The organism is Dactylosporangium fulvum (assembly GCF_025137375.1).
GTDB classification, from domain to species: domain Bacteria; phylum Actinomycetota; class Actinomycetes; order Mycobacteriales; family Micromonosporaceae; genus Dactylosporangium; species Dactylosporangium fulvum.
This window is the reverse complement of record NZ_CP073720.1, coordinates 7977088-7993564: the sequence shown is the minus strand read 5'-3', so window position 1 is coordinate 7993564 and position 16477 is coordinate 7977088. Positions and strand designations below refer to the sequence as shown.

The 16477-nt window shown below is 67.5% G+C and carries 11 protein-coding genes and 3 rRNA genes; 10 read left to right on the top strand and 4 right to left on the bottom strand.

Annotation, left to right across the window (positions count from 1 at the left end; genetic code table 11):
- Positions 1-13: 13 nt before the first annotated feature.
- Together Dfulv_RS36525 and Dfulv_RS36520 are read right to left on the bottom strand one after the other, a co-directional pair.
- Positions 14-460 carry a hypothetical protein gene (locus Dfulv_RS36525; protein WP_259858389.1) on the bottom strand — a complete coding sequence of 149 codons (447 nt, stop codon included), beginning with the start codon at positions 458-460 and terminating at the stop codon, positions 14-16.
- Positions 457-1863 (bottom strand): O-antigen ligase family protein, encoded by a 1407-nt coding sequence (locus tag Dfulv_RS36520; protein WP_259858388.1) that lies wholly within the window; start codon positions 1861-1863, stop codon positions 457-459. The genes Dfulv_RS36525 and Dfulv_RS36520 overlap by 4 nt, the downstream gene beginning before the upstream one ends.
- A gap of 143 nt (positions 1864-2006) precedes the next feature.
- Between Dfulv_RS36520 and tyrS the strand changes: the two genes are divergently transcribed.
- The 4 genes from tyrS (at position 2007) to rrf (ending at position 9254) form a co-directional block, all read left to right on the top strand.
- Positions 2007-3275, top strand: a complete 1269-nt coding sequence (tyrS, locus tag Dfulv_RS36515) for a tyrosine--tRNA ligase (protein WP_259858387.1) — start codon at positions 2007-2009, stop codon at positions 3273-3275.
- A 755-nt stretch (positions 3276-4030) separates the two neighbouring features.
- Positions 4031-5545: ribosomal RNA gene (locus Dfulv_RS36510) — 16S ribosomal RNA — on the top strand.
- Positions 5546-5893: 348 nt separating this feature from the next.
- Positions 5894-9012 (top strand): 23S ribosomal RNA (locus Dfulv_RS36505).
- A 125-nt stretch (positions 9013-9137) separates the two neighbouring features.
- A 5S ribosomal RNA gene (gene rrf, locus Dfulv_RS36500) occupies positions 9138-9254 on the top strand.
- Together the 16S, 23S and 5S rRNA genes form the textbook arrangement of a ribosomal RNA operon.
- Positions 9255-9783: 529 nt before the next feature.
- On the opposite strand, the gene Dfulv_RS36495 is transcribed toward rrf, so the two are convergent.
- The gene (locus tag Dfulv_RS36495) at positions 9784-11391 is read right to left on the bottom strand and encodes a hypothetical protein (RefSeq protein WP_259858386.1); all 1608 of its coding nucleotides are present in this window, start codon (positions 11389-11391) and stop codon (positions 9784-9786) included.
- Here Dfulv_RS36495 and Dfulv_RS48640 point away from each other — a divergent pair.
- Together Dfulv_RS48640 and Dfulv_RS36485 are read left to right on the top strand one after the other, a co-directional pair.
- Positions 11314-12426 (top strand): tetratricopeptide repeat protein, encoded by a 1113-nt coding sequence (locus Dfulv_RS48640; protein ID WP_319805707.1) that lies wholly within the window; start codon positions 11314-11316, stop codon positions 12424-12426. The two genes, Dfulv_RS36495 and Dfulv_RS48640, sit on opposite strands and share 78 nt — an antisense overlap.
- The gene (locus Dfulv_RS36485; RefSeq protein ID WP_406567857.1) at positions 12419-13450 is read left to right on the top strand and encodes an HAD-IIA family hydrolase; all 1032 of its coding nucleotides are present in this window, start codon (positions 12419-12421) and stop codon (positions 13448-13450) included. Before Dfulv_RS48640 ends, Dfulv_RS36485 begins: the two co-directional genes overlap by 8 nt.
- A 65-nt stretch (positions 13451-13515) precedes the next feature.
- On the opposite strand, the gene Dfulv_RS36480 is transcribed toward Dfulv_RS36485, so the two are convergent.
- Positions 13516-13854 (bottom strand): SCP2 sterol-binding domain-containing protein, encoded by a 339-nt coding sequence (locus Dfulv_RS36480; protein WP_259858385.1) that lies wholly within the window; start codon positions 13852-13854, stop codon positions 13516-13518.
- Positions 13855-13988: 134 nt separating this feature from the next.
- On the opposite strand from Dfulv_RS36480, the gene Dfulv_RS36475 reads away from it, so the two are divergent.
- Genes Dfulv_RS36475 through Dfulv_RS36460 form a run of 4 tightly spaced genes read left to right on the top strand, consistent with a single transcriptional unit; the run spans position 13989 to position 16472 of the window.
- Positions 13989-14576 (top strand): hypothetical protein, encoded by a 588-nt coding sequence (locus Dfulv_RS36475; RefSeq protein ID WP_259858384.1) that lies wholly within the window; start codon positions 13989-13991, stop codon positions 14574-14576.
- Positions 14577-14608: 32 nt separating this feature from the next.
- Positions 14609-14767: a hypothetical protein gene (locus Dfulv_RS36470; protein ID WP_259858383.1), complete on the top strand. Its 159-nt coding sequence runs from the start codon at positions 14609-14611 to the stop codon at positions 14765-14767.
- A 14-nt stretch (positions 14768-14781) separates the two neighbouring features.
- Complete coding sequence (locus tag Dfulv_RS36465) at positions 14782-15582, top strand: TlyA family RNA methyltransferase (RefSeq protein ID WP_259858382.1); 801 nt, start codon at positions 14782-14784, stop codon at positions 15580-15582.
- Entirely contained in the window at positions 15579-16472 is an 894-nt protein-coding gene (locus Dfulv_RS36460) for an NAD kinase (protein WP_259858381.1), read from the top strand. Before Dfulv_RS36465 ends, Dfulv_RS36460 begins: the two co-directional genes overlap by 4 nt.
- Positions 16473-16477 lie beyond the last annotated feature (5 nt).

Sequence of the window (16477 nt, the reverse complement as noted above, 5' to 3'; positions counted from 1 at the left end):
CCGTCGTCGCCCGTCAGCTGTTGACGTTCACGATCTCACGGCCGGTGTTCACGTTGATGTATCCGATCGGACCGGTAACCTCGAGCTGGCCCACCGCGTAGGCGACGCCGACCTGGAACGGCGCGCCCGAGGCGGTCACCGGAACCTTCACCTTCTCGGTGAAGCCCGAGCAGCGCTGGTTGATGATGGAGCCGTTGCCGCGCGTGGTGCTGGTCGGGTTGACCGTCTGGACCACCTCGACGTATGTCGAGTACCAGTTGCCGACCGGGCAGGTGACGTTGACCGTGGCGACGGTCGCCGCGCCGTTCGCCTTGAGCCGTGCAGTCTTGGCGATCTTGATCGTCGGGGTGCCGCCGGACTCCGACTGGAGGTTGACGGCCGCGCCCGCCGGAACGGCGAAGGCGAGCACCGCGCCGAGGGCCAGCGCACCCGCGCCGAGGTGCGACTTGTTGAGCTTCACTGAGGTTCCTCCCCGTTGGGTGATGGTGTGAACTCTTCGCTGTGGTGCGGGCCGGCCATGCCCACGAGCACGCCGAAGACCAGCGGGACGACCGCCAGCTGCCACAGGAAGTCAAAGGCGCTGTGCACGGCCAGGGCGGCGACGGCAGCCACCACCCCGGCCCACAGCGGTTGGGGTGCCCCGGCCGCGCGGCCGCGCCGCAGCGCGACCACGACGGCGGCACCGAGGGCGGCCAGCGGCACGAGACCGACCGCGCCCAGATCGACCAGCCATTGCAGGTACTCGTTGTGCACCCACCGGCTGACCACCAGCTGGCCCTCGAAGTCGAACCAGAAGTACCGGGCCCGGCCGGGACCGCTGCCGAGCAGCGGGTGCGCGGCGACCTGGTCGAGCGCCGAGCGCAACGCCCCCGTGCGGCCCTGCGAGGCGAAGGTGAACCGGCGGTGCAGCAGCATGTCGAACTGCGCGGGCCGGGGACGTGTCGCGAGCAGCGCGAGCGCCCCGGCCGCCGCGGCGAGGAGCAGACCCCACGCCGCCGCGAGTTTCCCGCCACGCAGTTTCGGCAGCAGTACCGCGATGAGGCCGCCGAGCAGCAGGCCGCCGGCCGCGAGCAGGGGCCGCGGCGCCGACGTGGCGGGGAACGACGGGGCGAGCCCGGCCAGGGCCACCGCCGCGCCCAGTAGGGCGGGGGCGAGGTGGCGGAGCACAGCCCGTACTGCCGCGAGAAACGCGAACACGAGCACTCCTGCGGCGAAGGCCAGCGCCCCCGCGCGGCTCAGCGTCGCGGCCAGGCCCGTCAGGAGCAGGTAGAACGCGCAGGCCCGCCACACCGAGCCGGGCTCGGCCAGCAGCAGCGCGAACGCCAGCAGCGCGGCCACCGTGAGGATCGCCGCCGCGGCGTTCGGATAGGTCAACGTGGACGACGCCCGCCACAGCGTCGCCTCGACCAGCACGCTCCAGCGCTCGATCCGCCACGTGACCCCGGCCCAGCCCGTCACCGCCACCAGCACACCGATTCCCACCAGGCCGGTCGCCAGGTCCACGGGCCGGGCACGGCGGGCGGCCACGACCCCCGCCAGCAGCGTCGCCAGACTCAGGCAGATGCCGGCCGCGACGGCCGCCCCGCCCGCCGTCGCCGCGCGGAACACCGCCCACAGCGCCACCGCGGCAGCGCTGCCGATCAGCCAGCGGTCCTCCTTGAGGGCCGCCGGCGCACCCGCCCGGACCGCCAGCACCAGCGCGGTCAGCGCAAGGACGGCGACCAGGGTGCGACCCGGCAGGTAGAAGCCGCCCTGTGTGACAATGCCGGCCGTCGATGCGCCGAGCAGTGCCAGCGTCGGTGGCGTCCAACCGGCGCCGGTCATCTCCCGCGCCGGAATTCGTTGCAGCGCAAGCGGATCCACCAGAATCACCCTCCCCGTCAGAGTGTCTGTCGCGGTCAACCATAGCGGTGTCAATCGATGCGGTGGGGTACGAAAGCTGACGCAACCTTTTGCGCGGCCAAAGCGTGTGGAAGTCGCTTCCCCGCGGGTGCAAGAATCGCGAAATGACCGATGTGCTGGAAGATCTGCAGTGGCGGGGCCTGATCGCGCTCTCGACCGACCTCGACGAACTCCGCGCCGAGATGGCCAAGGGCCCGATCACCTACTACTGCGGCTTCGACCCGACCGCGCCGAGCCTGCACATCGGGCACCTGCTCCAGGTCCTCACGGTGCGCCGGCTGCAGATGGCCGGGCACAACCCGCTCGCACTCGTCGGCGGTGCCACCGGGCTGATCGGCGACCCGCGGCCGTCCGCCGAGCGGCAGCTGCACTCCCGTGACCAGGTCGCGGAGTGGGTCGACAAGATCCGCGCGCAGATCGAGCCGTACCTCGACTTCACCGGCGGCAATGCGGCCCGCATGGTCAACAACCTCGACTGGACCGCGCCGATGTCGGCCATCGACTTCCTGCGCGACATCGGCAAGCACTTCCGGGTCAACAAGATGCTGACCAAGGACGCCGTGAGCGCCAGGCTCAACTCCGACGCCGGGATCAGTTACACCGAGTTCAGCTACCAGATCCTGCAGGGCATGGACTTCTTGGAGCTCTTCCGGCGGTACGGGTGCCGGCTCCAGACGGGCGGCAGTGACCAGTGGGGCAACCTCACCGCCGGCACCGATCTCATCCGGCGGATGGAGGGCGAGTCGGTGCACCTGCTCGCCACGCCGCTGCTGGTCAACAGCGCCGGCGAGAAGCTCGGCAAGTCCACCGGCGGCGGCAGCCTCTGGATGGACGCCGAGATGACGAGTCCGTACGCGCTGTACCAGTACTTCGTCAACCTCGAGGACGCGATCGTCGGGGGTCTGCTCAAGCAGCTGACGTTCCTGGAGCGCGAGGAGATCGAGGCGATCGAGAAGGAGACCGCCGAGCGTCCCGCGGCCCGGATCGCGCAGCGGCGCCTGGCGGAGGAGGTCACCCGGCTCGTCCACGGCGACCAGGAGACCGCCCAGGTCATCGCGGCCAGCCAGGCGCTGTTCGGGCGGGGTTCGCTCGCCGAGCTGTCGGCGTCGACGCTCCGCGCCGCGTTGCGCGAGGCCGGCCTGGCGAGTGCGCCGGCGGGCTCGACCGTCGCCGATCTGTTCATCGCCGCGGGCCTGGTCGCCAGCCGTAACGAGGCGCGCCGGACGGTGTCCGAGGGCGGGGCGTACGTGAACAACGAGCGCGTCGCCGACGCCGAGGAGATCGTGCCCGCGGAGCGGGCGCTCGCCGGCGGACTTCTGGTGCTGCGCAAGGGCAAGCGGACGTTCGCCGGGGTCGAACTGACGTCGGCCTGACGGTCGCCCGGGTGCCGTGTGGCTTTGCGCGTCGCTGCGCGGCACCCGAAGATTCACCAGAGAGAGTGATCGATTTGGTGGAGATCGGATAGCCGGGTAACGTAGATGTCCGGCAGGGAAACGGACGACACCTCGGACGGCCTGCCACAAACCCAAATGACTGCGAGCCGGGAGACCGGTCAGTGGTTATGCCCGGGAAGCGGGCGGTGACCAGGATTTGGAAGCCGGACGATGAGCGGGTAAGCTAGTGGGTCGGCAGGGAAACGGACGACACATCGGACGGCCTGCCGAAAAGCCAAATGATCGCGAGCCGGGAGACCGGTCAGTGGTCGTGCTCGCAAGACGGGCAGCAGCCAGGATTTGGACGCTGAACGAGGAGCGGCTAAGGTAGACAGCCGGCAGAGAAACGGACGACGCATCGGACGTTCTGCCGAATACCCTACGACATTACTTCCGGGGACGGAAGCGTTGTCGTGTGTCTGCAAAACGGGACAAAGTGCAGCGAGCTGGACTTGACACCGCAAAGCGGATGAGCTAAATTTGATAGGTACGAAACGCCCCGGGCGGGCTGAGCCGGAAACGGTGAGGTTCGGCGGTGTGTGTTGGTTGTTTGAGAACTCAACAGGGTGCTTGTTAAGCCAGTGCCAATTGAAGTTATACCCCGTGGCGCGGTCTGTCTTTTGTGGATGGTCGTGTCTGGGATTCCTTTGGTGACAACATGTTTGTTGCCGGGTGATTGATTCACCGACAAGTTTTTGTTGGAGAGTTTGATCCTGGCTCAGGACGAACGCTGGCGGCGTGCTTAACACATGCAAGTCGAGCGGAAAGGCCCTTCGGGGTACTCGAGCGGCGAACGGGTGAGTAACACGTGAGTAACCTGCCCCAGGCTTTGGGATAACCCTCGGAAACGGGGGCTAATACCGAATATTCATGTCGTGTGGCATCACATGGTGTGGAAAGTTTTTCGGCTTGGGATGGGCTCGCGGCCTATCAGCTTGTTGGTGGGGTGATGGCCTACCAAGGCGACGACGGGTAGCCGGCCTGAGAGGGCGACCGGCCACACTGGGACTGAGACACGGCCCAGACTCCTACGGGAGGCAGCAGTGGGGAATATTGCACAATGGGCGGAAGCCTGATGCAGCGACGCCGCGTGAGGGATGAAGGCCTTCGGGTTGTAAACCTCTTTCGACAGGGACGAAGCGTGAGTGACGGTACCTGGAGAAGAAGCGCCGGCCAACTACGTGCCAGCAGCCGCGGTAAGACGTAGGGCGCGAGCGTTGTCCGGATTTATTGGGCGTAAAGAGCTCGTAGGCGGCTTGTTGCGTCAGCTGTGAAAACCCGCAGCTCAACTGTGGGCTTGCAGCTGATACGGGCAGGCTTGAGTTCGGTAGGGGAGACTGGAATTCCTGGTGTAGCGGTGAAATGCGCAGATATCAGGAGGAACACCGGTGGCGAAGGCGGGTCTCTGGGCCGATACTGACGCTGAGGAGCGAAAGCGTGGGGAGCGAACAGGATTAGATACCCTGGTAGTCCACGCTGTAAACGTTGGGCGCTAGGTGTGGGGGGCCTCTCCGGTTCTCTGTGCCGCAGCTAACGCATTAAGCGCCCCGCCTGGGGAGTACGGCCGCAAGGCTAAAACTCAAAGGAATTGACGGGGGCCCGCACAAGCGGCGGAGCATGCGGATTAATTCGATGCAACGCGAAGAACCTTACCTGGGTTTGACATGTTCGGTAATCCGGCAGAGATGTCGGGTCCTTCGGGGCCGTTCACAGGTGGTGCATGGCTGTCGTCAGCTCGTGTCGTGAGATGTTGGGTTAAGTCCCGCAACGAGCGCAACCCTTGTTCGATGTTGCCAGCGGTTCGGCCGGGGACTCATCGAAGACTGCCGGGGTCAACTCGGAGGAAGGTGGGGATGACGTCAAGTCATCATGCCCCTTATGTCCAGGGCTTCACGCATGCTACAATGGCCGGTACAAAGGGCTGCGATACCGTGAGGTGGAGCGAATCCCAAAAAGCCGGTCTCAGTTCGGATCGGGGTCTGCAACTCGACCCCGTGAAGTCGGAGTCGCTAGTAATCGCAGATCAGCAATGCTGCGGTGAATACGTTCCCGGGCCTTGTACACACCGCCCGTCACGTCACGAAAGTCGGCAACACCCGAAGCCGGTGGCCCAACCCTTGTGGAGGGAGCCGTCGAAGGTGGGGCTGGCGATTGGGACGAAGTCGTAACAAGGTAGCCGTACCGGAAGGTGCGGCTGGATCACCTCCTTTCTAAGGAGCACCTTCACGCGAAAGCGTGTAAGGAGCCCGCACCAGCCGAGTGTGTTGGTGGGGTGCTCGATGGCGGAGACACTGGCGAGTTTTCGCGGACAACGGTTTCCGGTTCCTAGTACTGCCCTAGTGGTGTGGAACGGCCGGTGATGCGGTTCGCGGAAACATACAGGCATCCTGTTGGGTCCTGAAACAACCAGCACGTGAGTGCTCCGGGTGTTTCGGACGGAATCTGCATCTGGTCGAGGACCACGCTGGTTGTCAGCGCCGGCTCGACGTGAATCTGGTGTGGGTTTGGTGTTGGTTGAGAATTGCACAGTGGATGCGAGCATCTTTAAAGCTTTTTGTGGTCAAGTTGCTGAGGGCGTACGGTGGATGCCTTGGCACCAGGAGCCGATGAAGGACGTGGGAGGCCGCGATAGGCCTGGGGGAGCTGTCAACCGAGCTGTGATCCCAGGGTGTCCGAATGGGGTAACCCGGCACCAGTCATGTGGTGTCACTTCTGCCTGAACACATAGGGCGGATAGAGGGAACGCGGGGAAGTGAAACATCTCAGTACCCGCAGGAAGAGAAAACAATTGTGATTCCGTGAGTAGTGGCGAGCGAAAGCGGATGAGGCTAAACCGGTCATGTGTGATACTCGGCAGGGGTTGCGTGATCGGGGTTGTGGGGCGTGTCTTGACTGGTCTGCCGGCTGGTCGCACAGTCAGAAAATCGATGGTTAGTCGAAGTCCGCTGGAAAGCGGCGCCGTAGACGGTGATAGTCCGGTAGGCGAAAACTGTCGGTCTGTGTTGGCGTGTTCCCGAGTAGCGGCGGACTCCTGTAATCTGCCGTGAATCTGCCAGGACCACCTGGTAAGCCTAAATACTCCCTGGTGACCGATAGCGGACGAGTACCGTGAGGGAAAGGTGAAAAGTACCCCGGGAGGGGAGTGAAATAGTACCTGAAACCGTGCGCCTACAATCCGTCGGAGCGTCCTGCCTTTTTGGTGGGGGTGACGGCGTGCCTTTTGAAGAATGAGCCTGCGAGTTAGTGGTGCGTGGCGAGGTTAACCCGTGTGGGGTAGCCGTAGCGAAAGCGAGTCTGAATAGGGCGTTTGAGTCGCGTGTCCTAGACCCGAAGCGGAGTGATCTAGCCATGGGCAGGCTGAAGCGCGGGTAAGACCGCGTGGAGGGCCGAACCCACCAACGTTGAAAAGTTGGGGGATGACCTGTGGTTAGGGGTGAAAGGCCAATCAAACTCCGTGATAGCTGGTTCTCCCCGAAATGCATTTAGGTGCAGCGTTGCGTGTTTCTTGCCGGAGGTAGAGCACTGGATGGCCTAGGGGGCCTACAAGCTTACTGAAGTCAACCAAACTCCGAATGCCGGTAAGTGAGAGCGTGGCAGTGAGACTGCGGGGGATAAGCTTCGTAGTCGAGAGGGAAACAGCCCAGATCACCAGCTAAGGCCCCTAAGCGTGTGCTAAGTGGTAAAGGATGTGGGGTCGCATAGACAACCAGGAGGTTGGCTTAGAAGCAGCCACCCTTGAAAGAGTGCGTAATAGCTCACTGGTCAAGTGGTTCCGCGCCGACAATGTAGCGGGGCTCAAGCACACCGCCGAAGCTGTGGCATTCACGCATGTACCCGGCCAATGGTTCGCCGGCGGTCCAGGTGTGTGGATGGGTAGGGGAGCGTCGTGTCACCGGTGAAGCGGCGGAGTGATCCAGTCGTGGAGGTGACGCGAGTGAGAATGCAGGCATGAGTAGCGAAAGCAGGGTGAGAAACCCTGCCGCCGGATGACCAAGGGTTCCAGGGCCAGGCTAATCCGCCCTGGGTGAGTCGGGGCCTAAGGCGAGGCCGAGAGGCGTAGTCGATGGACAACGGGTTGATATTCCCGTACCCGCGTAGAAGCGACCATGCTGAACCTGCTTGTACTAACCTTATGAAGACGGAGGCCTTTCGGGGTTGATGTTGGAGTTTGGGAACTTGGGTGGTAGTAGGCAAGCGATGGGGTGACGCAGGAGGGTAGCTGGGCCCGGCCGGTGGTTGTGCCGGGGCAAGCGTGTAGCCCGTGCTGTAGGCAAATCCGCAGCACATGGTGGGTGAGACGTGAAGCGGAGCCGTTTCAGGTGAAGTCAGTGATCCCATGCTGCCGAGAAAAGCCTCTAGCGAGTTTCGAGCGGCCCGTACCCCAAACCGACACAGGTGGTCAGGTAGAGAATACCGAGGCGATCGGGCGAACTGTGGTTAAGGAACTCGGCAAATTGCCCCCGTAACTTCGGGAGAAGGGGGGCCACCGATGGTGAGACCACGTGCTGGTGGAGCGGTTGGTGGCCGCAGAGACCAGGGGGAAGCGACTGTTTACTAAAAACACAGGTCCATGCTAAGTCGTAAGACGACGTATATGGACTGACGCCTGCCCGGTGCTGGAACGTTAAGGGGACCTGTTAGTCTTTCGGGGCGAAGCGGAGAACTTAAGCGCCAGTAAACGGCGGTGGTAACTATAACCATCCTAAGGTAGCGAAATTCCTTGTCGGGTAAGTTCCGACCTGCACGAATGGCGTAACGACTTCCCCACTGTCTCAACCACAGGCCCGGCGAAATTGCACTACGAGTAAAGATGCTCGTTACGCGCGGCAGGACGGAAAGACCCCGGGACCTTCACTATAGCTTGACATTGGTACTCGAATTCGATTGTGTAGGATAGGTGGGAGCCGGTGAAGCAGTCACGCCAGTGGTTGTGGAGGCAAGCTTGAAATACCACTCTGTTGGATTTGGGTATCTAACTTTGGGCCGTGAGCCGGTTCAGGGACAGTGTCTGGTGGGTAGTTTAACTGGGGCGGTTGCCTCCTAAAATGTAACGGAGGCGCCCAAAGGTTCCCTCAGCCTGGTTGGCAATCAGGTGTTGAGTGCAAGTGCACAAGGGGGCTTGACTGTGAGACTGACAGGTCGAGCAGGGACGAAAGTCGGGACTAGTGATCCGGCACTGGCAGGTGGAAGCGGTGTCGCTCAACGGATAAAAGGTACCCCGGGGATAACAGGCTGATCTTCCCCAAGAGTCCATATCGACGGGATGGTTTGGCACCTCGATGTCGGCTCGTCGCATCCTGGGGCTGGAGTAGGTCCCAAGGGTTGGGCTGTTCGCCCATTAAAGCGGTACGCGAGCTGGGTTTAGAACGTCGTGAGACAGTTCGGTCCCTATCCGCCGTGCGCGTAGGATACTTGAGAAGGGCTGTCCCTAGTACGAGAGGACCGGGACGGACGAACCTCTGGTGTGCCAGTTGTTCTGCCAAGAGCACGGCTGGTTGGCTACGTTCGGAAGGGATAACCGCTGAAAGCATCTAAGCGGGAAGCTCGCTTCGAGATGAGGTATCCCACCCCTTGAGGGTTAAGGCCCCCAGCGAGACCACTGGGTTGATAGGCCGGAAGTGGAAGCCTGGTAACAGGTTTGAGCTGACCGGTACTAATAGGCCGAGGACTTGACCTCAAACACTCCCGCTTCGGGTGGGAGAAGCTTTGAAAGTGTTGACGCATCCACTGTGTGATTCTGAACCAACACCGGTCGCACCCCACATGTTGGTGGGTGTGCGGGGTTGTATAGGTTCATAGTGTTACGGCGGCCATAGCGGAGGGGAAACGCCCGGTCCCATTCCGAACCCGGAAGCTAAGCCCTCCAGCGCCGATGGTACTGCACCCGAGAGAGTGTGGGAGAGTAGGACGCCGCCGGACAAACTTCGATCGAGGGTCGCCCGATGGGCGGCCCTCGACTCGTTTGCCGGGTCGAACGCATGGCGCGTACCCGGTCGGGAAGGATGAAGTCGTGAACGCGATGCCACACGACGGCAATGGCCAGGACGGCCGGGACCGCCCACGTAGGGACGACCGCTCCTCCGGCGGTGACCGGGACCGCGGGTCCCGTCGTGAGTACGGATCCGGTGGGCACCGAGGCAGTTCCTCCCAGGGGCCGTCCGAGGGTGGCCGCGGCTACCGCGACCGTGACGGCGGCGGCTCCCGGGGCGACCGCGAGGGTGGCTCCCGGGGCCGGGAGGGCTACCGGGGCGACCGCGACGGTGCCGCCGGCGGGCACCGGGGCGGTGAGCGGTCGTCGGGTGGTTACCGGGGCGATCGTGACGGTGGGTCCGGTGGCTACCGCGGAGGTGACCGCCAAGGTGGCTTCCGGGGTGACCGTGCCGGCGGGCCGCGCCAAGGCGGGTACCGCGACGGCGAGCGCTCCGGCGGATACCGCGGTGGCGAGCGCTCAGGTGGCTTCCGAGACCGTGACGGCGACCGCGGTGGATACCGAGACCGTGACGGGGATCGTGGCGGCTTCCGCGATCGCGGAGAGCGTCCCGGTGGGTTCCGGGACCGCGAGGGCGGGCCGCGCGGGGACCGGTCGTCCGGGTTCCGTGACCGTGGCGAGCGCCCTGGTGGGTTCCGCGATCGTGACGGCGCGCCCCGTGGCGAGCGGCCGTCGGGCTTCCGTGACCGTGACGGTGGGCCGCGCGGTGAGCGTTCCGGTGGGTTCCGTGACCGTGACGGTGGACCCCGTGGTGAGCGGCCGTCGGGCTTCCGGGGCCGGGACGGGGACTTCCGCGGTGGCGAGCGCTCCGGTGGCTTCCGGGACCGTGACGGAGACCGTGGCGGGTTCCGTGACCGTGGCGAGCGTCCCGGTGGGTTCCGTGACCGTGACGGCGCGCCGCGCGGGGACCGGTCGTCCGGGTTCCGTGACCGTGGCGAGCGCCCCGGTGGGTTCCGGGACCGTGACGGTGGACCGCGCGGTGAGCGTTCCGGTGGCTTCCGGGACCGCGAGGGCGGTCCCCGTGGAGACCGGTCGTCCGGGTTCCGTGACCGTGGCGAGCGCCCCGGTGGGTTCCGGGACCGTGACGGTGGACCGCGCGGTGAGCGTTCCGGTGGGTTCCGCGATCGTGACGGCGCGCCCCGTGGTGAGCGGCCGTCGGGCTTCCGGGACCGTGACGGTGGGCCGCGTGGCGAGCGTTCCGGTGGGTTCCGCGATCGTGACGGCGCGCCCCGTGGTGAGCGGCCGTCGGGCTTCCGGGACCGGGAGGGCGGTCCCCGTGGCGAGCGCGCTGGCGGGTTCCGGGATCGCGAGGGTGGGCCGCGTGGCGAGCGCCCTGGTGGGTTCCGGGACCGGGATGCTGGGCCGCGCGGTGAGCGTTCCGGTGGCTTCCGGGATCGGGACGGTGGGCCGCGCGGTGAGCGTTCCGGCGGGTTCCGGGATCGGGACGGTGGGCCGCGTGGCGAGCGCCCTGGTGGGTTCCGGGACCGGGATGCTGGGCCGCGTGGCGAGCGTTCCGGCGGGTTCCGGGATCGCGAGGGTGGTCCCCGTGGCGAGCGCCCCGGTGGGTTCCGGGACCGGGATGCTGGGCCCCGTGGTGAGCGTTCCGGCGGGTTCCGGGATCGCGAGGGTGGGCCGCGTGGCGAGCGCCCCGGTGGGTTCCGGGGCGGTGACCGTGCCGGCTACCGCGACCGTAGTGAGCGGCCGGGGTTCCGGGACCGCGGCCAGGACGGCGGACGCCGTCCGGGTGGGTTCCGGGACCGTGACGGCGGTGGGCGAGGCGCTGGCTTCGAGCGACCCGAGGGGCTGCGGCGCGACGATGCCGGAGGGTACCGGCCGCGGCAGACCGACCCTGGGTTCGTGAGCGGTGAGGCCGGGGCCGAGGGCGAGGAGCTTGTCACCCGGGTCTCGGATCCGGTGCTTCCCGAGGACGTCGAGGCCTCGGAACTGGACCGTGAGGTGCGGGCGGAACTGAGCTCGCTGGCGCGGCCCGTGGCCGAAGAGGTCGCGCGGCGGCTGGTGGCCACCGGGCAGCTCATCGACGACGATCCGGAGCTGGCGCTCGCGCATGCGCTGGTGGCGCGGCGGAAGGCCTCGCGGATCGCGGTGGTGCGGGAGGCGGCCGGGCTGGCCGCGTACCACGCCGGAGAGTGGCAGACGGCGCTCGGGGAGCTCCGGACGTACCGGCGGATGACCGGCCGGGAGACCCACATCGCCGTCATCGCCGACGCTGAGCGGGCACTCGGGCGGCCGGAGAAGGCCATCGACATGTTCCGCGAGGCGGACCGGGAGAAGCTCTCGGCCGAGGAGATCGTGGAGCTGCTGATCGTCGCGGCCGGGGCCCGTGGGGACCTGGGCCAGAACGACGCGGCCGTCGCCATGCTCCAGGTCCGTGAGCTGACCTCGGCGCCGGACGCACCGTGGGCGGCGCGGCTGCGGTATGCGTACGCCGACGCGCTCCTGCGTGCCGGACGGCGGGAAGAGGCGCGCGAGTGGTTCGCACGGGCCGCCGACCTCGACGAAGACCTGCGCACCGACGCGGCCGAGCGGCTGCTCGAGCTGGACGGCATCACGCTCGACGGCGATGCGGTCCAGGCCGAGGCCGAGGACGACGAGCACGGCGATGACCGGCTCGACGCCCGCGGCGGGGCCGGCCGCGACGAGGAAGAGATCCTCGGCGACGAACGGGACCTCGACGAAGACGACGACCTCGACGAAGACGACGACGACCTCGATGAGGACGACCTCGACGAAGACGACGACGACCTCGATGAGGACGACGACCTCGATGAGGACGACGACCTCGATGAGGACGACGACGAGGACTTCGACGACGAGGACGACGCCGACGACTACGGCGACGGTGACGGCGACGACGACTACGGCGACGACGAAGCCGAAGACGAGGACGACGAGTACGACGAGGACGACCTCGACAAGGACGACGTCGACGACGAAGGTGACGTGGACGACGAGCGGGACGGGGACTTCGCCGGGCCGGGCGGCGGCCGCGACACTGACGCGGTGACGACCGACACCCAGGCGAAACCGGCCGGCGACGACCAGCCGGGTGGCGGGGCGAGCGCGGCGGGTCCGCGTGGCTGACGCGCCGGAGAGCAAGGGGCCGGCCGGCGAGGCGCACTCCCCGGAAGGGGACCTCGCCAGCCGGTACGACCTTGTCATCTTCGACCTCGACGGGGTGCTGTACCTCGTCGACCAGGTCATCCCGGGCGCCGCGGAGGCGTGTGCGCGGCTGCGTGAGCGGGGCATTCCCAGCGCGTACGCCACGAACAACGCCTCCCGGCTGCCCACCGACGTGGCGGCCCTGCTGACCCGGATCGGCATCCCGGCCGAGGCACGGGAGGTCGTCACGTCGGCGCACGCCACCGCGCTGCTGCTGGCGGAGCGGTACCCGGCCGGCACGCCCGTGCTGATCCTGGGTGCGCCCGCGCTGCGCGAGGAGGTCGTCGGCGTCGGGCTGCGGCCGGTCACCGAGGCCGAAGAGGCGCGGGTGGTCGTGCAGGGGTACGGGCCGGACGTGCGCATGCGGGACCTCGGCGACGCGTCCGTCGCGATCCGCGGCGGGGCGGACTGGATCGCGACCAACGCCGACCGGACGCTGCCGTCGCCGCGTGGGCCACTGCCGGGCAACGGATCGCTGGTCGTGGCGCTCGCGACGGCGCTTCGACGGCAGCCGGACACGATCGTCGGCAAGCCCGACCCGGGCCTGTTCCTGGAGGCGGCCCGTGAGCGGGGCGCCACCCGGCCGCTCGTGGTCGGGGACCGGCTCGACACCGACATCGAGGGCGCGAACCGGGCCGGCATGGACAGCCTGCTGGTGCTGACCGGTGTCTCCGACGCGGCCGAGCTGCTCGCGGCGCCGCCCGAGCGGCGGCCCACGTTTGTCGCCGAGGACCTGGGTGGGCTGTTCGAGCGGGCTCAGCCGGTACAACTCCCGACGCAATGGCGTGTGCAGGAGCTGGACGGACAGTGGGAGCTGTCCGGTGACGGGCGCCGCGTGGACGCGCTCGCGGCCCTCTGCGCCGTCGCCTGGGCCGCGGGCGAGGTGCGCCCGGTCGTGCCGGCCGGTGACGCCGCCGCAGCCGCCCTGAAGTGGCTGAAGCTCTAGGGTCTGTTCATGACTGAGGCCGGGCTGCGGCGGGCCTCGCCTCGACCCCGGCAATGAAGCAGACGCTAGAGAAGTTTGCGGAGCTTCAGCAGGTCGAAGACGCCGGCCTCGATCTTGACGCGGCCGCTGGTCCAGGCGGACATGGCGTTGAGCTGCCCGGCGACCAGCGCGACCAGGTCGTCGCTCGTCGACGTGAGCTTGATCTTCGCGCGGGGATCGTCGCCCTCGGAGAGACCGGTGATCTGGCCGTTTTGCAGCTGGCCGTGGAACGCGATGCCGAGATCCGTGATCCGGCAGGCGAGCGAGCGGTCGAAGTCGAGCTTCTCGCGCGCCTCGACGGCGTTGGCCGCAAGCTTCGCGGCGAGCTTCTCAAGTGCCGCCCGGCACTCTTCGACCGTGGCCATTCGACCCCCGTTTCTGTCCGCTGTGGTGTGTCTACTGCGGACGCTGTGGACACGTGGAAAACGACGGTACCGTACGGCGCCCGGAAGCGCCCGGTAGCGTGATGGCGGTACACCACTTGGAGGAGAGGCGCAACATGGCGCAGGAAGCATGGCGGGCATATCTCGAACTGGCCTACGGCATGACCGAGGCGACGACCAAAAAGGCGACCAAGACGGTCCGGCGCCTCGTCGGCAAGAGCGGCGCGACCGCGGAGCAGCTCCAAGCGATGGCCGAGGACCTGCTCCAGGCGGGCACGGCGAACCGTGAGGCGCTGACGAAGCTGGTCCGGTACGAGCTGGACCGCGCCCTCGGTGCGGTCGGCCTGGCGACGGCGGACGAGGTCGCGGCGCTGACCGCGAAGGTGCACGAGCTCGAGGCGCAGCTCAAGGCCGCGTCGGCACCGGCGCCGGTGCTCGAGCCGGTGCCGCCGGTGGGTGCTGAGGTGGTGGAGCCGGCACCGGCGAAGAAGACCGTGGCGAAAAAGACCGCTGCGAAGGCTGTGGCGCCGGTCACCCCGCCGCCCGCGAAGCAGGTGCCGGTGAAGAGGAGCGCGCCGGCGAAGAAAGCGGCGACGAAGGCCGCGGTCAAGAAGATCGCCGAGGCGTCGGACGTCGGGCCGGCCTCTGACAAGCTGCCGGTGAAGAAGGCGACCCGCGCGCCGCGGAAGACGGCGTCATCATGACGGCGCCGACACCTGGTCCGACACCCGGTCCGGTGCCGGGACCGCCCGGTGCGGCGGCCCTGGGCCGGGTCGAGGCGGCGGTCGAGGCCTTGGGCGAGGTAGCGTCACTTCCGCTGAAACGACAGGTCGCCGTCTACGCGGACGCGCACCGCACGTTGCAGGAGACCCTGGGCACGATCGAGGAACGCTGAGGAGCAACAGGCAGATGGCGCGCCGGACCCGACTCGACGCGGAGCTGGTGCGCCGCGGGTTGGCCCGCTCGCGGGAGCAGGCGGCATCGCTGATCGCCGCAGGGCGGGTGGAGGTGCGGGGCATCCTGGCCGGCAAGGCCGCCGCCCAGGTCGATCCCGCGGATGCGGTGCGGGTGCTGCCGGCGGCCGAGCCAGGCGACGACTACGTGTCGCGGGGCGGCCACAAGCTCGCCGGCGCGCTCGACGCGTTCGCGGACCTGCCGGTGCGGGGGCGCCGCTGCCTCGACGCGGGCGCCTCGACCGGCGGCTTCACCGACGTGCTGCTGCGGCGGGGAGCGGCCTCGGTGGCCGCGGTCGACGTGGGGTACGGGCAGATCGCATGGTCACTGCGCACCGACCCGCGGGTGAACGTCATCGAGCGGACCAACGTGCGCACCCTGACCCCGGACACCGTCGGTGGCCCCTGCGGCCTGACGGTCGCCGATCTGTCGTTCATCTCGCTGCGGCTCGTGCTGCCGGCGCTCGCCGCGTGCACCGCGCCGGACGGCGACCTGGTGCCGATGGTCAAGCCGCAGTTCGAGGTCGGCAAGGAACGGGTCGGCGAGGGCGGTGTGGTCCGTTCGCCGCAGCTGCGGGCGTCGGCGGTGCTCGACGTGGCGTCGGCGGCCGCGGAGCTCGGCCTCGGCGTGGCCGGCGTGACAGTGAGCCCGCTGCCCGGGCCGTCGGGCAACGTGGAATTCTTCTTGTGGCTGCGCCGTGACGCGCCGCCCGTCGATCCCGCCGCCGTCGTGGACTGTGTGGAGCGTTCGGCATGACAGGTCGTGAGGCGCTGCTGGTGGCGCACACCGGGAAGCAGAGCAACAACGAACACGCGCGGACCGTCGGCGCCGACCTGCTCGACAACGGGTTCACCGTGCGCGTGCTGGCCGACGAGGCGGACCAGTTGGACATCCCACGGGCCGTACCGGTGACCGGGGAGGCCGCCGCGGAAGGCGTCGAGATCGTGATCGCGCTCGGCGGCGACGGCACCCTGCTGCGCGCCGCCGAGCTCGCCCGGCCCGCGAAGGCGCCGCTGCTCGGCATCAACCTCGGCAAGGTCGGGTTCCTCGCCGAGGCCGAGATCGGCGACGTCGACAAGGCGGTGCGGGAGGTCGTCGACGGCACGTACACGGTCGACGAGCGGCTGACCGTCGACGTCGTCGCCGAGCACGACGGCCGCCTGGTCGGCACGTCGTGGGCGCTCAACGAGGTGACCGTGGAGAAGGGCGCCCGGGAGAAGATGCTCGAGCTGCTCGTCGAGGTCGACGGGCGGCCGCTGTCGCGGTACGGCTGCGACGGTGTGGTCTGCGCGACGCCGACCGGCTCGACCGCGTATGCGTTCTCGGCCGGCGGTCCGGTCGTCTGGCCGGAGCTGGAGGCGCTGCTGCTCGTGCCGATCAGCGCCCATGCGCTGTTCAGCCGGCCGCTGGTGATCGCGCCGACGTCGACCATCACGGTGAATGTGGAGCCGTTCACGAGCTTCGCGCTGTTGTCGTGCGACGGCCGGCGGGTGATCGACCTCGCGCCGGGATCGACGGTCACCGTCAGGCGGGGTGCTCTGCCGGTACGAGTCGTGCGTCTGCGTGAGCGCCCGTTCACGGACCGGCTGGTGGCGAAGTTCGGTCTCCCGGTCGAGGGGTGGCGGCACAACAAACGGCACGGCTGAGTGGA

Coding starts and splice junctions, on each gene's coding strand:
- Dfulv_RS36475 (WP_259858384.1), top strand. CDS start 13,989: ATGGCGCAGGAAGCATGGCGGGCATATCTCGAACTGGCCTACGGCATG.
- Dfulv_RS36480 (WP_259858385.1), bottom strand. CDS start 13,854: ATGGCCACGGTCGAAGAGTGCCGGGCGGCACTTGAGAAGCTCGCCGCG.
- Dfulv_RS36495 (WP_259858386.1), bottom strand. CDS start 11,391: ATGCGCGAGCGCCAGCTCCGGATCGTCGTCGATGAGCTGCCCGGTGGC.
- Dfulv_RS36465 (WP_259858382.1), top strand. CDS start 14,782: ATGGCGCGCCGGACCCGACTCGACGCGGAGCTGGTGCGCCGCGGGTTG.
- tyrS (WP_259858387.1), top strand. CDS start 2,007: ATGACCGATGTGCTGGAAGATCTGCAGTGGCGGGGCCTGATCGCGCTC.
- Dfulv_RS36460 (WP_259858381.1), top strand. CDS start 15,579: ATGACAGGTCGTGAGGCGCTGCTGGTGGCGCACACCGGGAAGCAGAGC.